This is a genomic window from Citrobacter sp. Ce119 (assembly GCF_030334525.1).
Lineage (GTDB): Bacteria > Pseudomonadota > Gammaproteobacteria > Enterobacterales > Enterobacteriaceae > Citrobacter > Citrobacter europaeus.
Window position 1 is genome coordinate 530,245 of sequence record NZ_JAOWDR010000060.1, and the last position, 20,596, is coordinate 550,840.

A 20,596-nucleotide genomic window follows, 5' to 3' on the forward strand; every position below is an offset into this window, starting at 1 on the left:
TTAAGCAATTCGGCAGGCGTCCGCTTCCCAGCGATATCCTACGCCATAGACCGCGCGGATAAACGACTGCTCCGCATCCAGCGACTCCAGTTTGCGTCGCAGGTTCTTAATATGGCTGTCGATGGTGCGGTCGGTGACGACGCGGTAATCGTCATAGAGATGATTGAGCAACTGTTCACGAGAGAACACTTTTCCCGGTTCATGCGACAGCGTTTTGAGTAAGCGAAACTCTGCGGGCGTTAAGTCGAGCATTTTCCCCCGCCACGATGCCTGAAAGCGACCTTCATCGACAATTAGCGGGCTGTCGGCATCCATTTGTTGCAGTTCGCGCTGCGGTTTACAACGCCGCAGAATTGTTTTCACGCGAGCCACAACTTCGCGCGGGCTGTAGGGTTTACAAATATAATCATCCGCACCAATCTCCAGTCCCAGCAGACGGTCAATTTCTTCTATCTTGGCGGTTACCATCATGATAGGGATTTCAGAGAAACGGCGAATTTCCCGACACAGGGTCAGGCCATCGGTACCGGGCAGCATCAGATCCAACAGGATCAGATCGGGCGGCGTTTGACGCACGTAAGGCAGCACTAAATCGCCATGGCTGATGAGCGTAGGCGCGTAACTTGCTGCACGCAGATAATCGATAAGCAGTTGTCCCAGCTTGGGCTCGTCTTCCACGATCAGAATACGCGGCGTGTTTTCATCAATGGGTAACTCAGTCATACATCTCTCTGTAAATCGCGTTCCAGCGGTAACTCTACTGTAATGCTAACCCCGCCAAAAGGCGAATGGGCGGCACGGATCAGACCATTATGCGCCTGTACGATATTGACGCAAATCGCCAGCCCCAACCCGGAACCTCCGCTGGCGCGGTTACGCGAGCCTTCGGTGCGATAAAATCGCTCAAACAGCTTCTGTAACTGGCTGTCACTTACGCCGGGAGCGGAATCCGCAAAGGTTATTAAAACCATACGCTCGTGTTGTTCGGCGCTGATGTGCAGCCCGCCGCCGCTGTCGGTGTAGCGCAGGCTGTTTTCCAGCAGATTGTTGAACAACTGCATCAGACGATCCCTGTCGCCAAACACCGTCATGCTGTCGGGGAGCGAAAGTTGTATCGTCAGTCCACGGCTGGCGAAGCGTTCACGAAATGCGCCGCTTGCCACTTCCAGCAGGGGAATAAGATCCAGCGAGGTTTTCTGGTAAGCCAGCGCGCCTTCGTCAGACATAGAGAGCTGATGAAGATCGTCCACCAGCTTGGTGAGGGTACCGACTTCAGCCTGCAACGAGGCGACGGAGTCAGGGGTAAACTGGCGTACGCCATCCTGAATGGCCTCCAGTTCACCGCGTAACACCGCCAGCGGCGTGCGCAGCTCGTGAGAAATATCGGCCATAAAATCTCGACGCATCTGCTGGTTTTTTTCCAACGTACTGGCGAGCTGGTTGAAGTCCTGCGCCAGTTTGCCCAGCTCATCCGTACTGGTTGGCGCAACGCGAGTGGTGAAATCGCCTGCCGCCAGTTTATGGGTGCCTTCCACCAACCGCTTGACCGGGGCCAGCAGGCTGCGCGCCAGCGTAAACGTTGCCAGTGCCGCCAGGATTGTGGAGAGCGCAACGATGAGCCAACTGGAACGCCTTTGCTGCATGTCGAAATTGATATCCGTATTCCGCGTTAAGCGTTCCACGGGAGAGGCAATCACGGCGCCCACTTCGCTACCGTTGACGCGGATAGGGTGGCGCATACCGTCGCGGGGAACCGGAGCACGCGGACCGACCAGAACGTGGGCATTTTGATCAACAACCCAAAACTGCGTACGCCAGCCGTGCGGCGGCATGCCTGGACCTGGCTTATCATCGTCGTTGTCGTGTTCAAAAGAGCGCAGGATCTGAAAAACAAAACGATCGTTATTGCGCAAGAACCGCCAGTTGCCGTGCTGCTCATACTGCTCGCTTAATGCGTCGCTGAGCATTTGCAGCCGCTGTTCGTTACCGTGCTTGATATAGTCAATAAAACCACGTTCGAAGCTTATGCGTACGGCCCAGTGCATGCTGATCAGCAATACGATGCAGGTGGCGAAAATCGCCAGAAACAGTTTGCCGGTGATACCGGGCCGCCAGAACTTCATCAGGTGCTCCTTTTGCGCCGTGAAATCACCGCGTTGGTTTGCGTGTCGTTCGGCACGCGGGCAAAAATAATGGCGGGCAGCGCAATAATGAAGGCGATGCACAGCCAGGTATACATAAAGACGGTATGCGTACTACCGCTATCGATGGCAATATGCTGCTGACCGAACATACCTAGCAGCAGGCCCGCGATGGTCACCCCAATACTCATCGACAGTTGCATGATCATCGACAGCAGGCTATTGCCGCTACTGGCGAGATCGTCAGGCAGGTCTTTTAACGTCAGGGTGTTCATGGATGAAAAGCGCGTTGAGTTGACCATTCCCTGTAAGAACAGCACGAAGGGGAGAGCGTAATACCAGCCGAGCAGCGCGGTGGTCATCAGCAGTAAACTGACCAGCGACAGGCCAAACGTTGTGGCGACCAGTACGCGACGGTAGCCAAAGCGGTTAACGACCTGTACCACAATGCGCTTCATACCCATACTACCCAGCACCATTGGGATCATCATCAGCCCGGCATGAAAAGGTGAAAAACCGAGACCAATCTGTAAAAACACCGGCGTCATAAACGGCAGCATGCCGCTGCCGATGCGTCCGGCAAAACTGCCGAACAGCCCCAGCGAGAAGGTTGGTGTGCGAAACAGATTCAGGCTGAACAGCGCGCGTGGATTTCGATGGGCGTGTTTCAGATACAGCGCAATAGCCAACACCCCGCAGATAACCAGCGCCGCCAGCGTGATACTGGAGAGGCCAGTTCCTTTACTGCCATCGAGCGCCAGCGTCAGTACCGCCATGCCGACCGCCAGCATCGCGAATCCCGAGAGGTCGAAGCGTCGGGTTTGCATGGTGTAGTTGGGCATCAACATTAACGTCGCTATAGCGCCGACAATACCAACCGGAATGTTAATCAAAAATATCCAGTGCCAGGAGGCGTACTCAACCAGAATCCCGCCTAATGCCGGCCCCAGCAGAGGACCAATCTGACCGGGCAAAGTGACAAACGTCATCGCCGCCATATATTGCTCACGCGGGACGATTTTCATCACCGTTAGCCTGCCGACCGGCACCATCATCGCACCGCCAACGCCTTGTAAGACGCGCGCCATCACCAGCTCGTTGAGGGTGCTGGACCCGGCACAAAACAGCGAGCCAAGCGTAAACAGGATAATGGCGGTGAAGAAGATATTACGCACGCCAACTTTGTCCGCCAGCCATCCGCTGGCGGGCAGCATCACGGCAACGGTTAAAACATATGACACAATGACCATATGCATGTGTAACGGGCTTTCCCCGAGGCTTGCCGCCATTGAGGGAAGCGCGGTATTAACGATGGTGGTATCCAGCGACTGCATAAAAAAGCCGAATGCCACAATCCAAAGTTGCCAGCGGGTGCTGTCGGGAAGTTCTGTCATAACTCTGCTACCGGTTTGCTGTTTTTACGCGAAAAACGCAGACGCAGACGGTCGAAAAAGAGATAGACCACGGGCGTGGTGTACAGCGTCAGGAGTTGGCTCACAACCAGCCCACCGACAATGGTTATCCCCAAAGGCTGGCGCAGTTCGGAGCCATCCCCTGCGGATAACACCAGCGGCAACGCGCCAAACAACGCCGCCAGCGTGGTCATCATTATTGGGCGAAAGCGCAACAGGCAGGCCTGGAAGATAGCTTCTTCCGGCTGCAGCTTACCGTTTCTCTGCGCTTCCAGCGCAAAATCGACCATCATGATGGCGTTTTTCTTCACAATGCCAATTAATAGCATGATCCCTATCAGGGCGATTAGGCTGAACGGGGCATTGAACAGTTCCAGTGCCAGCAACGCTCCGACGCCAGCCGAAGGTAGCGTGGAGAGAATGGTCAGCGGATGGACATAGCTTTCATACAGCATACCCAGCACGATGTAGACCGTGGCGATGGCGGCAATAATCAGGATCACCTGTGAGTTCATGGTGTCCTGAAATACCTGTGCCGTTCCGGCAAAGCTACCGCGAACCGTGGACGGGACGCCGAGCTGGGTCATGGTTCGGTTGATGGCCTCTGTCGCTTCGGACAGTGAAGACCCTGTCGGCAGGTTAAACGACACGGTTGAGGCGGCGGACAAGCCCTGATGGTTCACCGACAGCGGGGCATTCGCCGGTTGCCATTTTGCAAAGTACGATAGCGGGATGGCCTTACCGTCATTGTTGATGACGAACATTTTATCCAGCGCGCTGATGTCCTGGGTGTAACGTCGATCGACTTCCATCACCACTTTGTACTGGTTCATCGGTTGATAGATAGTTGAAATCTGCCGTTGTCCGAAAGCGTTATTCAACAGGCTGTTGGCGGCGGCAACGTCGATCCCCAGACGAGACATGGTGTCGCGATCGTAAATCAGATTCATCTCCGCGCCATTATCCTGCTGATCGGAGTTGACGTCCGCCAGTTGGGGCAGGGCGGCAAGCGCCTTACGGATCTTCGGTTCCCACTCGCGCAGTGCCGCGAGGTCATCTGACAACAGAGTGTATTGATAGCTGGCGTTGGCCTGACGACCGCCGACGCGAATGTCCTGCACCGCCATCAGAAACAGGTTTGCTCCGGGTTCTTTGGCAAGCGCGACACGCAGGCGGTCGATCACCTGCTGAGCGGTTTCATGGCGCTCACCGCGTGGCTTGAGGGTAATAAACATCATCCCGCTGTTAACCCGTGAACCACCGGTAAACCCGGTGACGTTATTCACCGCCGGGTCGTCGCGGATTATCTTCATAAAATCCTGCAGTTTGCCGCGCATCGCCTGGAAAGAGATGCTCTGGTCGGCCTGGATCCCACCCATCAATACGCCCGTATCCTGCTCCGGGAAGAAGGTTTTGGGGATGGAAATATAAAGCCAGATATTCAGCGCAATGGTGCCAAGTAACACCACGCCTACCAGTCGCGTATGGCGCAGCACCCAATTAAGCGAGGTGCCGTAACTTTGCTGTAGCGCGACCAGCACACGACCAAAACCCCGTTTCCGGGACTGTTCGCGCGGGGCGCTCGATTTAAGCATCCAGCCGCACATCATTGGCGTTAAGGTCAGCGATACCAGCAGCGAGATACCAATAGCAACCGACAACGTGACGGCAAACTCGCGCAGCAAGCGCCCAGGTAATCCACCCATTAACAGTAGCGGCAGGAACACCGCCACCAGCGACAGGCTCATGGAGAGCACCGTGAATCCCACTTCACGCGTTCCTTGTAACGCCGCCTGGAGCGGCTTCATTCCCGCTTCCAGGTGACGGGAAATATTTTCCAGCACCACGATGGCATCATCAACGACAAATCCTGTGGCAATGGTTAACGCCATCAACGACAGGTTGTTCAGACTGAATCCACACAGATACATGGCGGCAAACGTCCCGATGAGCGAGACCGGAACCGCTACCGCGGGGATCAGGGTCGCGCGCCCGGAGCGCAGGAAAACAAAGACCACCAGGATAACCAGCGCAACGGAGATAATCAGCGTCTGTTCGACTTCCTCCAGTGAGGCGCGAATAGTCGGCGAACGGTCCTGAGCGATTTGCAGATCGATGGCGGCCGGGACCATCGTTTGTAACTCCGGTAATTTGGCGCGAATGCTGTCTACCGTCTGAATAATATTGGCTTCCGGCAGTTTGCGGATCATCAGCAGAATGGCCGGTTTGGCATTGGTCATCCCCGCGTTACGAACGTCCTGCACCGAATCAGTTACAGACGCAACGTCGCCCAGTCGCACTGCAGCGCCGTTGTTGTAGTGAATGATAATGGGTTGATATTCGGCGGCGGTTTTCAGCTCATCGTTGGTTTGTACCTGCCAGCGATGGGCATCATTCTCGATAGCGCCCTGCGGCTTACGCACGTTGGCGTTGTCAATTGCGCTACGTACGTCGTCCAGCGACACGCCCTGGTTAAACAGCGCTTGCGGATTGAGCCCTACGCGCACGGCAGGCAAAGAGCTGCCTCCAACGTCTACATCGCCCACTCCGTCGATTTGCGCGATGGTCTGCGCTAATTGAGTTGATGCGAAATCGTATAATTCACCCTGCGAGTAAGTGTCCGATGTGAGCGTCAGGATCATGATTGGCGCATCGGAAGGGTTGGCTTTGCGGTACGTTGGTCGGCTTGGCATTCCGCTTGGTAGCAGGCTTTGCGCCGCGTTAATTGCGGCCTGAACATCCCGCGCCGCGCCATTGATGTCGCGGTCGAATTTAAATTCGAGAATAATGCGCGTACTGCCAAGCGAACTGCTCGACGTCATTTCGTTCACGCCCGCGATGCGCCCCAGCGAGCGCTCCAGCGGGGTGGCAACGGATGATGCCATTGTCTCAGGCGACGCCCCCGGTAACGAGGCGCTGACCATGATCACCGGAAAATCCACCTGCGGCAGCGGAGCGACCGGCAGCAGACGAAAGCCCAGTATCCCGCACAGGGTGATCGCTACCGAAATGAGAATGGTCGCCACCGGACGATGAATGAAAAGCGCAAAAAATTTCATTTACGCTTCCTCTTCCTGGCGCGGGAAGCGGCTTTTCACATACAGCGACAAACGGTCAAACAGCAGATAAATCACCGGGGTGGTAAACAGGGTTAATACCTGGCTTACCAGCAGCCCGCCGACCATACCAATTCCTAATGGGCGGCGTAATTCGGCACCTACGCCGGTACTTAACATCAGCGGCAAGGCGCCGAGCAGTGCTGCCAGCGTGGTCATCAGAATTGGGCGAAAACGCAGCAGACACGCCTGGAAGATGGCTTCGCGCGGTGCCATGCCCTGTTCGCGCTCTGCAGCCAGGGCGAAGTCGATCATCATGATGGCGTTTTTCTTGACGATACCAATGAGCAAAATAATGCCGATAATCGCGATGACGTCCAGTTCGCTCCCGGCAATCATTAACGCCAGAAGCGCCCCGACGCCCGCCGTGGGTAGCGTGGAGAGAATGGTAATCGGGTGAATAAAGCTCTCATACAGCACGCCGAGCACGATATACATCGCGACAACCGCAGCCACAATCAACCAGATGGTGTTACCCAGCGCGGCCTGGAAAGCGAGCGTGCTGCCCTGGAACTGGGTGGTAATATTCACGGGCAGGTTAAGCGTTTTTTCGGCATCCAGAATCGCCTGCACCGCATCGCCCAGTGAATGATCGTCCGGCACGTTGAACGAGATGGTGGTGACCGGGAACTGATCGAGATGGTTAATCGACAGTGGGGCGAAACGCTGTTCAATGTTTGCTATCGCGCTGAGCGGTACCACGCCGCCTTCGCTACTGGTCAGGCGGATAGTGTCGAGCGCGGCAAGTCCCGGCGTACTATTAGTGTCATGCTCTAACACCACGCGATACTGGTTTGCCTGGGTGTAAATGGTTGAAATCAGTCGCTGGCCGAAAGCGTTGTACAGAGCGTTATCGACATCCGCCATGCTGATGCCTAAACGGCTGGCGCTGTCGCGATTGACGTTCACATACGCCACCAGGCCTTTGTCCTGCCAGTCGCTACTGACATCGGACAGTTGCGGTAGCTGATGTAGTTTTGCTAACAGTTGTGGAACCCAGGTGCTGAGGGCATCCAGGGACGTTGCTTGCAGCGTAAACTGATATTGCGTCCGGCTGACCTGGGTATCAATCGTCAGATCCTGGGTGGGCTGAAGATAAAGGTCGACGCCGGGTACTCTGTCAACCGCGTCCTGTAGCCGCGCGATCACTTTCTGTACGCGATCGTCGCGCTCATCCAGCGGTTTAAGATTGATTTGCAAACGTGCGCTGTTCAGTGCCGGGTTAGTGCCATCCACGCCAATAAAAGCGGTCAGGCTCTCTACTGCCGGATCCTGAAGGATGACATCTGAAACCTGACGCTGGCGCTGGGCCATGCTGGCAAATGAGCTGGACTGCGGTGCCTGTAGCGTACCCTGGATAATGCCGTTGTCCTGGATTGGGAAGAAACCTTTGGGAATAAAGACCCAGAGCATGACGCTCAGTGCCAGCGTGCTGAGTGCCACGCCCAGCGTGAGCCAAGGGTGGTTAAGCACTTTTGCCAGCCAGTGGCCGTACCCGGCTATGATGCGTTCGAACATTCGCTCCGAGGCACGGGAGAAGCGGTTTTGCTTACGCAATGAGGCCTGACTAAGCATACGTGCGCACATCATCGGCGTGAGGGTGAGTGATACGACGGCGGAAATCAGAATCGCCACGGCCAGCGTAACGGCAAACTCACGGAACAACCGGCCCACGATATCCCCCATAAACAACAGCGGGATCAGCACGGCGATCAGTGAAAATGTCAGAGAGATGATGGTAAACCCAATCTCACCTGCACCTTTCAGGGCGGCAGTTAGCGGTTTTTCGCCTTTTTCGATATAGCGCGAAATATTCTCGATGACCACGATAGCGTCATCCACCACAAAGCCTGTCGCGATGGTTAGCGCCATGAGGGTCAGGTTATTGATAGAGAAATCAAGAAACACCATTACCGCGAAGGTACCGATTAACGATAGCGGAACGGCGACGGCGGGAATAATAGTCGCCGGAATATTGCGCAAAAACAGGTAGATAATCATGACTACCAGCGCAATCGCCAGCATCAGCTCGAACTGGGTGTCAGCAACAGACGCACGAATATTGGTCGTACGATCCGAAAGTACGCTGACCTTAACTGATTTGGGCAGGCTGTCGGTGAGCTGCGGCAGCATCTGGCGGATACTGTCTGCCGTGGAGATGATGTTCGCTCCAGGCTGGCGCTGAACATTCATGACTATAGCTTGTTGCTTATTGGCCCATGCGCCCAGCCAGCTGTTTTCTGCACCTTGTTCGACAGTGGCGACATCGCCCAGACGAACCGGCGCACCATTTTTATAGGCAACAATGAGCTGACGATATTCGTCTGCGGACTGCATCTGGTCGTTGGCTGAAAGGGTAACGGCACGCGTTGGGCCATCAAGACTCCCTTTTGCCGAATTGACGTTAGCGCCGGTAATGGCCGTACGGATGGTTTCGCTGGTCAGACCGAGAGCGGCAATAGCCTGTGCGTTAAGCTTCACGCGCACTGCTGGACGTTGTCCACCGGACAGCGTCACCAGACCGACGCCGGAAACCTGGGATATTTTCTGCGCGACGCGGGTCTCGACCATATCTTCCACCTGCGTCATCGGCATGGCGCTGGAGGTGACCGCCAGCGTCATGATCGGTGGATCCGCCGGATTTACCTTGCTGTACACCGGCGGGTTAGGCAGATCGTTCGGTAACAGGTTGGTGGCGGCGTTAATCGCAGCCTGGACTTCCTGTTCAGCAACGTCCAGCGGCAGCGTGAGCTGGAACTGCAGTGTTACTACCGATGCGCCGCCGGAACTTTGCGAGGACATCTGTTTTAAGCCTGACATCTGTCCGAACTGACGCTCAAGCGGTGCGGTGACTGCCGAGGTCATGACGTCCGGGCTGGCGCCGGGATAGAGCGTAACAACCTGGATCGTGGGGTAATCGACTTCGGGTAAGGCGGCGATCGGCAGGAAGCGATAACCGATAACACCGGCAAGCATAATCGCCACCATCAGCAGCGTGGTGGCGACGGGGCGCAGAATAAACAGGCGCGATGGCCCGCCTGTGTTGTCCGGAGGTAACACCTGCATCAGGAGTTGGCTCCTTTTTTGCTGTATCCGCGTGGCGCAGTTTTTTCGCCCGTCGCTGAGGCATCGTGCGCCTCAACGACTTCGACTTTTGCGCCTTCCGTCAGGCGGTCAATACCGTCGGTTACGACCCGATCGCCAGCGGACAATCCAGCGGAGATCACCACTTTTTGGCTATCCTGAATACCGGGTTTAACCAGATGTTTGCTCACTTTGTTATCGCTGTTCAGTACCCAGACAAAATGGCCCTCATTGCCCATTTGCAGGGCAGCTGTTGGGATCACAACGGCATTTTGTTGTGTGTCGACCAGCATGCGAGCGTTAACGAACTGGTTAGGGAATAAAGCATCATCCTGATTGTTAAAGCGGGCTTTAACTTTAATGGTTCCGGTGGTGGCATCAATCTGATTGTCGAGACTGAGCAGGACGCCTTCGCTCAGCTTTTGCGAATTGGTTCGGTCCCAGGCTTCGACCTTTAACGGCGTTCCCGATTTTTGCGCCTGGATTACGGTAGCAATGTCATTTTCAGGCAAAGTGAATATCAGGTCGATAGGATGCGTTTGCGTAATAACGACGATACCGGTGGTATCGCCGCTGGAAATTTGGTTGCCGATATCGACCAGTTTCAGACCGACACGACCATCAACAGGGGCGGTTATCCGGCTCCAGTCGAGCTGCAACTGAGCGCTGGCGACGCTGGCTTCATCAGCTTTGATTGTCCCTAACGTTTCATTTACCAGTGCCTGCTGGGCATCCAGCTCCTGGCGGGAGACCAGATTGGTTTTTACCAGCTGTTGATAACGGGCAAGATCGCGACGGGCATTCGCCAGCGTGGCTTTATCTTTTGCCAGTTGTCCCTGCGCCTGAGCCAGAGCGACTTTGAACTGGCTGGGATCTATCTCTGCCAGCAGGTCGCCGGCTTTCACCTGCTGTCCTTCCTCGAAGTGCAAGGCGATGAGCTGACCATCTACCCGACTACGTACCGTAGCGGTATTTGCGGCAGTAATGGTACCCAGCCCTGTCAGATAACGCGGAACGGCTTCAACGGCGGCGGTGGCAGCCTGGACGGGAGCTAACGGTCCGGAGCGCATTCCACGCCGCCCTGAACCTGGCGCATTCTGCGCGGGTTTGGTTGCGCCCGGTGCGGTTTCCTGGGAGCCGCTGCGGCTATGCCAGAACCAGATGGCGGCGACGGTGGCCACGACGATCGCGATTGCTATCACCCAGCGGGATTTTTTACTGCCTTTCATTGTTATAAGTTTCTCATCCTGAAACGATTCGCGGAATGATACTAGTTTAGCCAGCGAACAAGGGAGAAAAATGGAGGAATTATGAAACACTGTCGGGATTCGTCTGAATGCTGACGCGGCTTTGCGAGGCGTTACGCAACATTAAGCGCTGAAAACGGCGAAGAAGAAATAGTGCGCTAGAGTGCGTTTAAGGCAAAAAGGAGGAAAGCCAGAGATTTCAGCGGGACGCTGGAACGGGAAAGCCCCTCCCGAGGAAGGGGCCAAAATAAGGAAAGGGTTATGATGAAGCAGGTCATCATACTGGTGATACTCTTAGTCATTAGCTTACCGGCTTACTAAGACACCAGGGGGAGGGGAAACCCTCCCTAACCCTCACTCCTGAAAATAAGCCACAGCAACGGTGATGTCAATACGCACACCTTTCAGCTTGCGAGCGGCTTAGCGGAAAACAACATCAGCCCAGCGGGCCAGTCCGGCGGTAACGGAACCGAAATCATCGCCACCTGCGATCGGGATCCCCGGAAGCTGCTGGGCAAGTGCTTTTTTAATCAGCGGCGAACGCGCACTGCCGCCGGTCAGGTAAATCACGTCCGGTTTTTCCTGCGCGTTTTCCAGCGCCAACTGAACCTGCTCAAGAATGCGCGCCAATGGCTGGTTGAGCGCAGCTTCCAGTCCGTATTGACTGATATCGGTTGCCAGCGTGTTGCTGATAAACGGTATCGCCGCCGTAACAATGGCCTGATCGGAAAGCGCGATTTTGCTCTCTTCTGCACTGCGTACCAGGCGATAGCTTAGACGCTCGCGCCAGACTTTAAGCAGCAGAGCGACTTTATCGGCTTCTCTCGCGTCGCGGACAAGATCGTTGAGCAATCGACCGTTGGCGCTGCTGTAGAAATCACTTTGCGCGGGAACATCGTTGATTGCGACCGCGTTCCACCAGGGCAGAATAGGCAAAGCGATACCTTTTTCAGTTTCGCCGCCCATACCAAGCAATGGCATCAGGTGTTTAAACGCCAGCGCGATATCCAGATCGTTCCCGCCTACGCGGCAGCCACTGTGCCCGAGCAGGCTGTTTTCGCGATCGGCGCGCTGATGCCATTGCGGCCCCATCAGCAGCAGTGAACAGTCGGTCGTACCCCCGCCAATATCCACCACCAGGACGCGTTTCTCATTCTGCAACGTGGCTTCGTAATCCAGTCCCGCCGCTACTGGCTCGTACTGGAAGACGACATCCTGAAAACCGGCGCGTTTGGCCGCACGTTCAAGAATACCTTGCGCCTGGGCGTTGGCGTCATCGCCACCTAACCCCTGGAAGTTGATGGGACGACCAATAACAGCCTGAGTGATGGCTTCCGGCAACTGGTTTTGCGCCTGGTTGCGTATGTGCAGCATCATCGCGCAGACCAGATCTTCAAACAGCGCAACCTGCTGCGGCTTCAGACCGCTGGCACCCAAAAATGATTTTGGCGATTTAACGAAGTACACCTCTTCCGGGTCTTCAATATACTGACCCAGCGACGCCAGACCGAACTGCACGCTGTTGGTGTTAACGTCAATGTCTTCTTCGCGGTTATAGCGCATTGCACGGCGAAGCAGCGCCTGCGTTTCATCGTCCGTGGTCGGGACGTCGTGGTGGCGATACAGCCACTCGCTGACCGCTTCGCGCGTTGGTGCGCAAAGCATTGAGGGCAGAAGCGTGCTGTTATTTTCCATTTTGAGCAGGTGAGGCTGCCCGTCACGCATAACGGCCACTGAACAGTTTGCCGTACCGTAGTCAAAACCAATAAACACCGTAAAAATCCCCATGCCAGTGAAGAAGGGGCGTGACTTTAACGAAATGTTGACGCTCCGACAACTGGAATATGAAAGCAAGGCGCATCAGTTGAATACCGTTTATGCTGTAGGTTTGCTTAAAAAGGAAAACCGAATGTTCACGCTGAGCTGGCAACCGCCTTATGACTGGCCCTGGATGCTGGGATTTCTTGCCGCCCGTGCGGTTGAAGGTATCGAAACTGTAGAAGAACTGAGTTATGCCAGAAGCCTGTCCATAGGGAAGCATCATGGTCTGGTGCGCGTCGTACCAGATTTGCACGCCAACGTGCTACACGTGACGTTAAGCTCAGGATTGCAACCGGTAGCCTCCGAGTGCCTGGCAAGAATAACACGCTTGTTCGATCTTACCTGTTGCCCGCAGCAAATTGTCAGCGCGCTGGGCAACCTCGGTGCGGCGCGTCCGGGACTGCGTCTGCCGGGATGTGTCGATGCGTTTGAGCAAGGGGTACGGGCAATTTTAGGCCAGTTAGTCAGCGTGGCGATGGCAGCAAAACTGACGGCGAAAGTAGCGCACGCTTATGGGGATACGCTGGAAGATGCGCCGGGGTACGTTTGTTTTCCTGTGCCTGAAGCGCTTGCTAACGCAGAACCACTGGACCTGAAAGCGTTAGGCATGCCGCTCAAACGCGCTGAGGCGTTGATTCACCTTGCTCGCGCAACGCTTGAGGGCACGCTTGCGACAACAGCCCCGGACGATATTGAGCAAGGCGTTAAGCAGCTACAAACCTTTCCCGGGATAGGACGCTGGACCGCCAACTATTTCGCGCTACGTGGTTGGCAGGCGAAAGATGTTTTTCTGCCGGATGATTACCTGATTAAACAGCGTTTTCCCGGCATGACGCCAGCGCAGATCCGGCGCTATGCCGAGCGCTGGAAGCCCTGGCGCTCCTATGCGCTTTTGCATATCTGGTATACGGATGGCTGGAATCCGTCAGTTGATGGCGAAATTACTGGTATTCAGTAGCAGTTCCAGCGGTTGGGCATCGGCAATAATATCGCCATAAATCATGTCGATACCGATGCCTGAAAGTGCATCCATGATCAGTGGCAGTTGCACCGGGCCAGCGATGGTTTTAATGTCCAGGCGCTGGGCATGGCCCTGGATAATGGACACCCACATTTCATCAATCAGGTCGCCGTGAGCGCTGGCGCTTAGCTCGCTGTCGAGCAACAGGTAATCGACAATGTGATACTTCAGGTTGTCAAAAAGCTCTAAATCACGACCGACCTGGCTTAACACAATTCGACAGCCGAACTGACGTAGCCGATGCAGGGCGGATATCGCCTGTGTTGAATTGGTTTTGATGGCGCTAGCCGGAACGGTCAGATGCAGCAACCGTGGCGGTAACGGACTGTGTTGCAATTGATCCAGTAGCTCATCAATAAGTTCTGAATTGAGCAGCCCGGCGGCTGAAAGGGGCAGGGCAATACTGAGGCCCTTGCTGGCGACAGCCGAAGCAGCATTCTGGAAGAATTCGCTGAATACCCGCCGGTCGAGCGCTTGATTCAACGCGGGATCGACCAGCCCATTACGGAAAGTGTGCTCTTCAATCACTTCGCCTTCTGCGGTCCCTAAGCGTAACGATATCAGCCAGAAGCTAAACGTCTCTGGGATACGCGGTGAAGCCACGCCTCTGGCGATCATCAGCATGGGGTTGTGTGTGATGGTGTGTCTTTGTTCGTCCAGTGACAGTTGGCTACGCGAGGCATGGGCCTGGCTTTGCTGGGGTTCATAGACGCACACTCGTCCACGTCCGCTGTTTTTCGCCGCGTAGCAGGCGATATCCGCCTGAGACATAACGTCGGTCGCGATATGGTTTTTCTCATCAATCAACGTAATCCCCGCGCTGGCGCCAATACGGTGCAAACGGCCTTCCCACATAAAGTGGTAATCGTTAACCGCGTTGATGATACGACCTGAGATAAAGCGGGCGCTTTCGATATTACAATCTGGCAGCAGCAGGCCAAACTCATCGCCGCCAAGGCGCGCCAGCATATCGCTGGATCGCAGCATGCTTAGCATCAGCGAAGAGAGTTCACGCAGCAGGGCATCGCCCGCGGCATGGCCTGCGCTATCATTCACCGCTTTAAAGCGATCCAGATCGATAAAAACCAGCACATGACGCTGGTGTGCGTCGTGTACCGTATGCAGCAACTGCTTGAGATGGTTTTCAAAGCTGACCCGATTTGCCAGCTGCGTCAGGTCGTCATGCGAGGCACTGTAGCTAAGCTGGCGCAGCATTTTACGTGACTCGGTGACATCCTGAATGACCAGCACCGAGCCAATGCTACCGCCATCGAGAGTGCTGAGGGGGGTGATGCTGTACTGAATGTCATAACTGTTGCCGTTGCGACAATGCAACACCACTTCCTGCTCGATGGCCGTACGCGACATGTCTGCACTGTAGATATTTTCCATCAGCGGGCCGTTATCGCCGAAAGTAATTCGCAACACCGTCAGGAGCGGAATGCCGATCGCGCTTTCCTGCTGCCAGCCGCTCATTTTCTCGGCGACCGGGTTCATAAAAGTCACATTCATGTCGACATCAATACAAATAACCGCTTCGCCGATGGAATCCAGCGTAATGTGCAGACGTTCTTTTTCCTGGAACAACGCTTCGTTGAGCTGCTTTACTTCTGTCATATCCATATTGATGCCAAGTAAGCGTTCAACTTCGCCGTCTTTATTCAGCACCCGGTTAGCCAGAGAGCGGATGTGCCGGATGCCATCTTTTACCGCAATACGAAACTCAAGCTTAAAGGGAGCCCGAGCGGCCAGCGAATCGCGAATCACATTTTCGGCGTGTTCGCGATCTTCAGGTACAACGCACTCATACCAGACTTGCCAACTGGGTTTGATATGCGCAGGGACTTCGTAGAGGTCAAACATACGCTTATCCCAACTGATCACATCAGGCTGCAGTTCCCATTCCCAAATGCCGATCCCCCCGGCTTCATTAGCGAGCGTGATGCGCTCCATCAGCCGTTTGTTGATCCACTCGGTATGCTTCAGATCGTTAATGTCTTCAACCTGCGCAATAAAGTAGAGTGGGGTATCGTCGCTATGACGTACCAGTGACACCGCCAGCAAGGCCCAGACAACCTCGCCCTCGCGGGTGTAATAGCGTTTTTCCATGGAATAGCTGTTGATTTCACCGCGAGTCAGCATCTCCAACTGTTCGAGGTCATTATTCAGATCTTCCGGCCAGGTTAATTGCTGGAAGGTGAGCGAACGCAGCTCATCCTGACTATAGCCCAGAAACTGGCACAAGGCTTTATTGGCCTGTAGCCATTGCCCCTCGGTACCGACCAGCGCCATGCCAATTGCCGAATACTCCATGGCGTTGCGAAAGCGCGATTCGCTTTCTGAGATGTGCTTGCGTTCGGCCCGAAACGCATACATCACCATGGTCATCATATTGGCTGGTAGCAAAATCATCAAAAACGGCAGCCAGGGGATATCCGTCATCATATTGGGCTTGGGGGTATAGAGCAGCGAAGGGTCGGCGGCAAGCATCAGCGAAACCATCATCACGGTGCTGAGGAAAATTAAAAACGCCTCCATGCGCGGCAGACGCACAGCGCTCCACATCAACAGGACGATTACGCAGGTAAAAGGCCATGGAAGATACATCATGGACAGCCAACTGAACGTTAGGGTTACCAGGAGCGTAATTAACGTCTCGAACAGTAATCGCGGATTGCGGTGGCGCAGCAAATAATGTGGCTTAAACAGTAAACCTAACGGCACCAGCGCCAGCGCGCCGATGGATTCTGAGAGCACCCAAATAAGAAAAGTATTTAACGACGTTTCCCGCGGTAAAAGTAACCACAATAGTAAACCACCCAATAGCGGAGGGACAACGGCGCTGCCGAACGCCAGGCGTGCCCAGTCGTTAAGATTTTTTAAGGGATTGTACCAGGGCAGTAGTTTGCGCAATAACATTGCCCCAACGACAGCCTCAATAATGTTGATGGCTGTGTAGGTAAAGCTAAGCGACTCGCCGGGGAAAAAGAGTAAAGAAGCCCCGATGTTACCAAATGAGCACGCCAGCGCGATTCCTGGCCACATTTTTCCTGCATGACGATAAAAAGCCACCATCATGATCGAGGTCGGAAACCACAGCGGCGCCAGTTGTGCACCGAATCGAGACAGTTCCAGCGAGAACAGCGTAAAGATGAAAGCCACCAGACCTAAACTGGCCAGGCGCAGTAGAGGATGAGGTAAGGTAACTAAAACATGTTGGGATTGTTTACTCATTACCACTCTACCCAAATAGCCGGTGTCGCCCAGTAGAGATGCCGGACGCATCACATTTAATCTGGGATTATGCTAGTACAAATAATTTACAATTTATACGCCAGCTGCTCATAAATTAACACTCTCAAGCTATTAATTACTAAGGCTGATGAATAAATGTAGCGCATGCTTTAAATATGACCGTTTAAATTTGCGACAGGGACAGCATTGGTGCAGGCTGGGCTGGCATCGCGCTGCTGAAATCCCTATAATTGCCGCGTTTGGCGTTTCGGCGCCGCCCTTCCTTACATCCAGGTTAATCAGGTCGCTAAATTTATGACTGATCAGTCCCATCAGTGCGTCATTATCGGCATTGCCGGCGCATCGGCTTCCGGCAAGAGTCTTATTGCCAGTACTCTTTATCGCGAATTGCGTGAACAAGTCGGTGACGAACATATTGGCGTTATTCCCGAAGACAGCTATTACAAAGATCAAAGCCATCTGTCGATGGAAGAACGTGTAAAAACCAACTACGACCATCCGAACGCGATGGATCACAGCCTGCTGTTCCAACATTTGCAAACTCTGAAACGCGGCAGTGCCATTGAGCTGCCTGTGTACAGCTACGTTGAGCATACGCGCACGCAAGACACTATTCACATCGAACCCAAAAAAGTCATCATCCTGGAAGGCATTTTGCTGCTGACGGATGCGCGTTTGCGCGATGAGATGAACTTCTCTATTTTTGTCGATACGCCGCTGGATATTTGCCTGATGCGCCGTATCAAGCGGGATGTGAACGAACGTGGTCGTTCAATGGATTCTGTGATGGCGCAATACCAGAAAACCGTCCGCCCGATGTTCCTGCAATTTATTGAGCCTTCAAAACAATACGCCGACATCATTGTGCCGCGCGGGGGTAAAAACCGCATCGCCATCGATATTCTGAAGGCTAAAATCAGTCAGTTCTTTGAATAAGTTCAGCGAATTGTGTACCGTTCAGTGATAACCTGGTTCACCCTTAACGCACCTGGCATTAAGGGGTTGAAGCACGAAAGGAGAAAGTGCCATGCGTTTATGTGACCGAGATATTGAAGCCTGGTTGGATGAAGGTCGCCTGTCGATCAATCCACGCCCTCCTGTCGAGCGAATCAACGGCGCCACGGTAGATGTGCGCCTTGGCAACAAATTCCGTACGTTCCGCGGTCATACGGCGGCGTATATCGATTTGAGCGGGCCGAAAGATGAAGTCAGCGCCGCGCTGGATCGCGTGATGAGTGATGAAATCGTCCTTAAAGACGGCGAGGCGTTTTTCCTGCACCCGGGCGAACTGGCGCTGGCAGTGACGTTCGAATCCGTGACGCTGCCTTCCGATCTCGTCGGTTGGTTAGATGGACGTTCTTCATTGGCGCGTCTGGGACTGATGGTACACGTCACCGCACACCGTATCGATCCGGGCTGGTCTGGCTGCATCGTACTGGAGTTTTACAACTCCGGGAAACTACCGCTGGCCCTGCGTCCAGGCATGCCGATTGGCGCATTAAGCTTCGAACCGCTTTCTGGTCCGGCGGCGCGACCTTACAACCGTCGTCAGGATGCAAAGTATCGCGATCAGCAGGGCGCCGTTGCCAGCCGAATCGATAAAGACTGAGTTTTTTCAGTCCATTGGGGATAGCATGAGACGATTTCTGACGACGCTGATGATCTTACTGGTCGTGCTGGTGGCCGGTTTTTCTGCGTTAGTACTGTTGGTGAATCCGAATGATTTCCGCGCGTATATGGTCAAGCAGGTTGCGGCGCGTAGCGGATATCAACTGCAGTTGGATGGTCCTCTGCGTTGGCACGTTTGGCCTCAACTGAGTATCCTCTCGGGGCGCATGGTGTTAACGGCTGAAGGCGCCAGCGAACCCCTGATTCGTGCCGATAATATGCGTCTTGACGTCGCGTTGTGGCCACTATTGAGTCACCAGCTCAGCGTGAAGCAGGTGATGCTCAAAGGCGCGGTGATTCAACTGACCCCGCAAACTGAAGCGGTGCGCGGCGAAGATGCGCCCGTGGCTCCAAAAGACAATACGTTGCCCGACCTGGCTGAAGACAGAGGGTGGTCGTTTGACATCGCGCGCCTGCGCGTTGCCGATAGTGTCCTGGTCTTCCAGCATGAAGACGATGAGCAGGTCACGGTTCGCGATATTCGTCTGGACATGGAACAGGATAACCAGCACCGCGGCACGTTTGATTTCTCCGGGCGCGTGAACCGCGATCAGCGTGACCTTGCTTTATCTTTCAACGGCACCGTCGATGCTTCCGACTATCCGCACAACTTATCCGCGAATATTCAACAGCTAAGCTGGCAACTGCAGGGAGCCGATCTGCCGGCGCAGGGGATCAAGGGTCAGGGACAGCTTCAGGCACAGTGGCTGGAAGAGAAAAAACAGCTCGCGTTTAGCCAGATTCATTTGACCGCTAACGACAGCTCTCTCGCCGGGCAAGTTCACGTGTCATTGTTGGATAAACCAGAATGGGTCGTCGACCTCAAGTTTGGCCAGCTCAATCTGGATAATCTGCTCGTACAACGTGAGGCTGCGACGACCACTAACGGTGAGGCTCAGCAAGGTCAGAGTCAGCCAACGCTGGCGCGCCCCGTCATTGCTTCGCAGGTTGATGCCGTTTCGTATCAGGGACTTAAGGGCTTTTCGGCAGACATCGCTTTGCAGGCTGACAAAGTGCTGTGGCGGAAAATGGCGTTTGACAATGTCTCGGCAAAAATTGACAACCAGTTCGGCTTATTGAACGTTGCCCAGTTGCAGGGGAAAAGTGACGGCGGGCTGGTGTCGCTTCCCGGTACGCTGGATGCCAGAAAAGGGCAGCCGCGAGCGGTCTTCCATCCGCGGCTGGATGGCGTAGAAATTGGTACTATCCTGAAAGCTTTCGACTATCCAATCGCCCTCACCGGTAAACTGTCGCTGGCGGGTGATTTCTCTGGCTCAGATATCGATGCTCAGGCGTTTCGTCATAGCTGGCAAGGGCAGGCCCATGTCGAAATGAACGATACGCGAATGGAAGGGATGAACTTCCAGCAGATGATACAACAGGCCGTCGAGCGTAGCGGTGGGGATGTTAAAGCCCAGCAAAACCTGGATAACGTGACTCGCCTCGATCGTTTTGTAACCGATATGACGCTGGATAATGGCGAGGTGACGCTGGATAACATGGCCGGTGAGTCGTCGATGCTGGCGCTGACCGGTAAGGGAACGCTGGATCTGGTGAAGCAGAATTGCGACACGCTGTTTAATATTCGCGTCCTCGGCGGCTGGGATGGCGAAAGTAAGCTAATTAACTTCCTGAAGGCCACCCCGGTACCTCTCAGAGTCTACGGTCAGTGGCAGGCGCTGAACTACAATCTGCAGGTCGACCAGCTTTTGCGTAAGCATCTGCAGGATGAAGCGAAACGTCGTCTGAATGACTGGGCCGATCGCAACAAAGACTCTCGCAACGGCAAGGATGTTAAAAAGTTGCTGGATAAACTCTGATTCATATTGCC

General features: G+C 54.6%; 13 protein-coding genes. 5 read left to right on the top strand and 8 right to left on the bottom strand.

All coding sequences use genetic code 11. The annotated features are described in order from the left end of the window. The 6 genes from baeR to OGV80_RS22775 are packed head-to-tail and all read right to left on the bottom strand — an operon-like array spanning position 1 to position 10,982. Positions 1-723, bottom strand: a complete 723-nt coding sequence (baeR, locus tag OGV80_RS22750; protein WP_043016895.1) for an envelope stress response regulator BaeR — start codon at positions 721-723, stop codon at positions 1-3. Continuing rightward, entirely contained in the window at positions 720-2,123 is a 1,404-nt protein-coding gene (gene baeS / locus OGV80_RS22755; RefSeq protein ID WP_087052539.1) for an envelope stress sensor histidine kinase BaeS, read from the bottom strand. The genes baeR and baeS overlap by 4 nt, the downstream gene beginning before the upstream one ends. Continuing rightward, positions 2,123-3,535, bottom strand: coding sequence for an MFS transporter (locus OGV80_RS22760; protein ID WP_075145942.1), 1,413 nt, complete (start codon positions 3,533-3,535; stop codon positions 2,123-2,125). The genes baeS and OGV80_RS22760 overlap by 1 nt, the downstream gene beginning before the upstream one ends. Next, positions 3,532-6,612, bottom strand: a complete 3,081-nt coding sequence (gene mdtC / locus OGV80_RS22765; protein WP_087052540.1) for a multidrug efflux RND transporter permease subunit MdtC — start codon at positions 6,610-6,612, stop codon at positions 3,532-3,534. Before mdtC ends, OGV80_RS22760 begins: the two co-directional genes overlap by 4 nt. Next, on the bottom strand, positions 6,613-9,735 hold the full coding sequence (locus OGV80_RS22770; RefSeq protein WP_087052541.1) for an MdtB/MuxB family multidrug efflux RND transporter permease subunit: 3,123 nt from the start codon (positions 9,733-9,735) through the stop codon (positions 6,613-6,615). It abuts the gene before it with no gap. Continuing rightward, on the bottom strand, positions 9,735-10,982 hold the full coding sequence (locus tag OGV80_RS22775) for an MdtA/MuxA family multidrug efflux RND transporter periplasmic adaptor subunit (protein WP_043016890.1): 1,248 nt from the start codon (positions 10,980-10,982) through the stop codon (positions 9,735-9,737). The genes OGV80_RS22770 and OGV80_RS22775 overlap by 1 nt, the downstream gene beginning before the upstream one ends. A 279-nt stretch (positions 10,983-11,261) precedes the next feature. Here OGV80_RS22775 and OGV80_RS22780 point away from each other — a divergent pair, with 279 nt between their 5' ends. Next, positions 11,262-11,321 (top strand): type I toxin-antitoxin system Ibs family toxin, encoded by a 60-nt coding sequence (locus OGV80_RS22780; protein ID WP_109017525.1) that lies wholly within the window; start codon positions 11,262-11,264, stop codon positions 11,319-11,321. 99 nt (positions 11,322-11,420) lie between these two features. Here the strand turns inward: OGV80_RS22780 and yegD are convergent, their stop codons facing one another. After that, positions 11,421-12,773, bottom strand: a complete 1,353-nt coding sequence (gene yegD / locus OGV80_RS22785; RefSeq protein WP_087052542.1) for a molecular chaperone — start codon at positions 12,771-12,773, stop codon at positions 11,421-11,423. Between the two features lie 136 nt (positions 12,774-12,909). On the opposite strand from yegD, the gene alkA reads away from it, so the two are divergent. Continuing rightward, complete coding sequence (alkA, locus tag OGV80_RS22790) at positions 12,910-13,779, top strand: DNA-3-methyladenine glycosylase 2 (protein WP_087052618.1); 870 nt, start codon at positions 12,910-12,912, stop codon at positions 13,777-13,779. Here alkA and OGV80_RS22795 read toward each other — a convergent pair. Continuing rightward, entirely contained in the window at positions 13,747-17,076 is a 3,330-nt protein-coding gene (locus OGV80_RS22795) for a diguanylate cyclase (protein ID WP_087052617.1), read from the bottom strand. The genes alkA and OGV80_RS22795 overlap by 33 nt on opposite strands. A gap of 315 nt (positions 17,077-17,391) precedes the next feature. Between OGV80_RS22795 and udk the strand changes: the two genes are divergently transcribed. The 3 genes from udk (at position 17,392) to asmA (ending at position 20,585) form a co-directional block, all read left to right on the top strand. Then, on the top strand, positions 17,392-18,033 hold the full coding sequence (gene udk, locus OGV80_RS22800; RefSeq protein WP_003036776.1) for a uridine kinase: 642 nt from the start codon (positions 17,392-17,394) through the stop codon (positions 18,031-18,033). Between the two features lie 91 nt (positions 18,034-18,124). After that, a complete protein-coding gene (gene dcd / locus OGV80_RS22805) occupies positions 18,125-18,706 on the top strand; it encodes a dCTP deaminase (protein WP_003036774.1) in 582 nt (193 codons plus the stop codon). Positions 18,707-18,731: 25 nt separating this feature from the next. Continuing rightward, on the top strand, positions 18,732-20,585 hold the full coding sequence (gene asmA / locus OGV80_RS22810; protein WP_075145947.1) for an outer membrane assembly protein AsmA: 1,854 nt from the start codon (positions 18,732-18,734) through the stop codon (positions 20,583-20,585). Positions 20,586-20,596 lie beyond the last annotated feature (11 nt).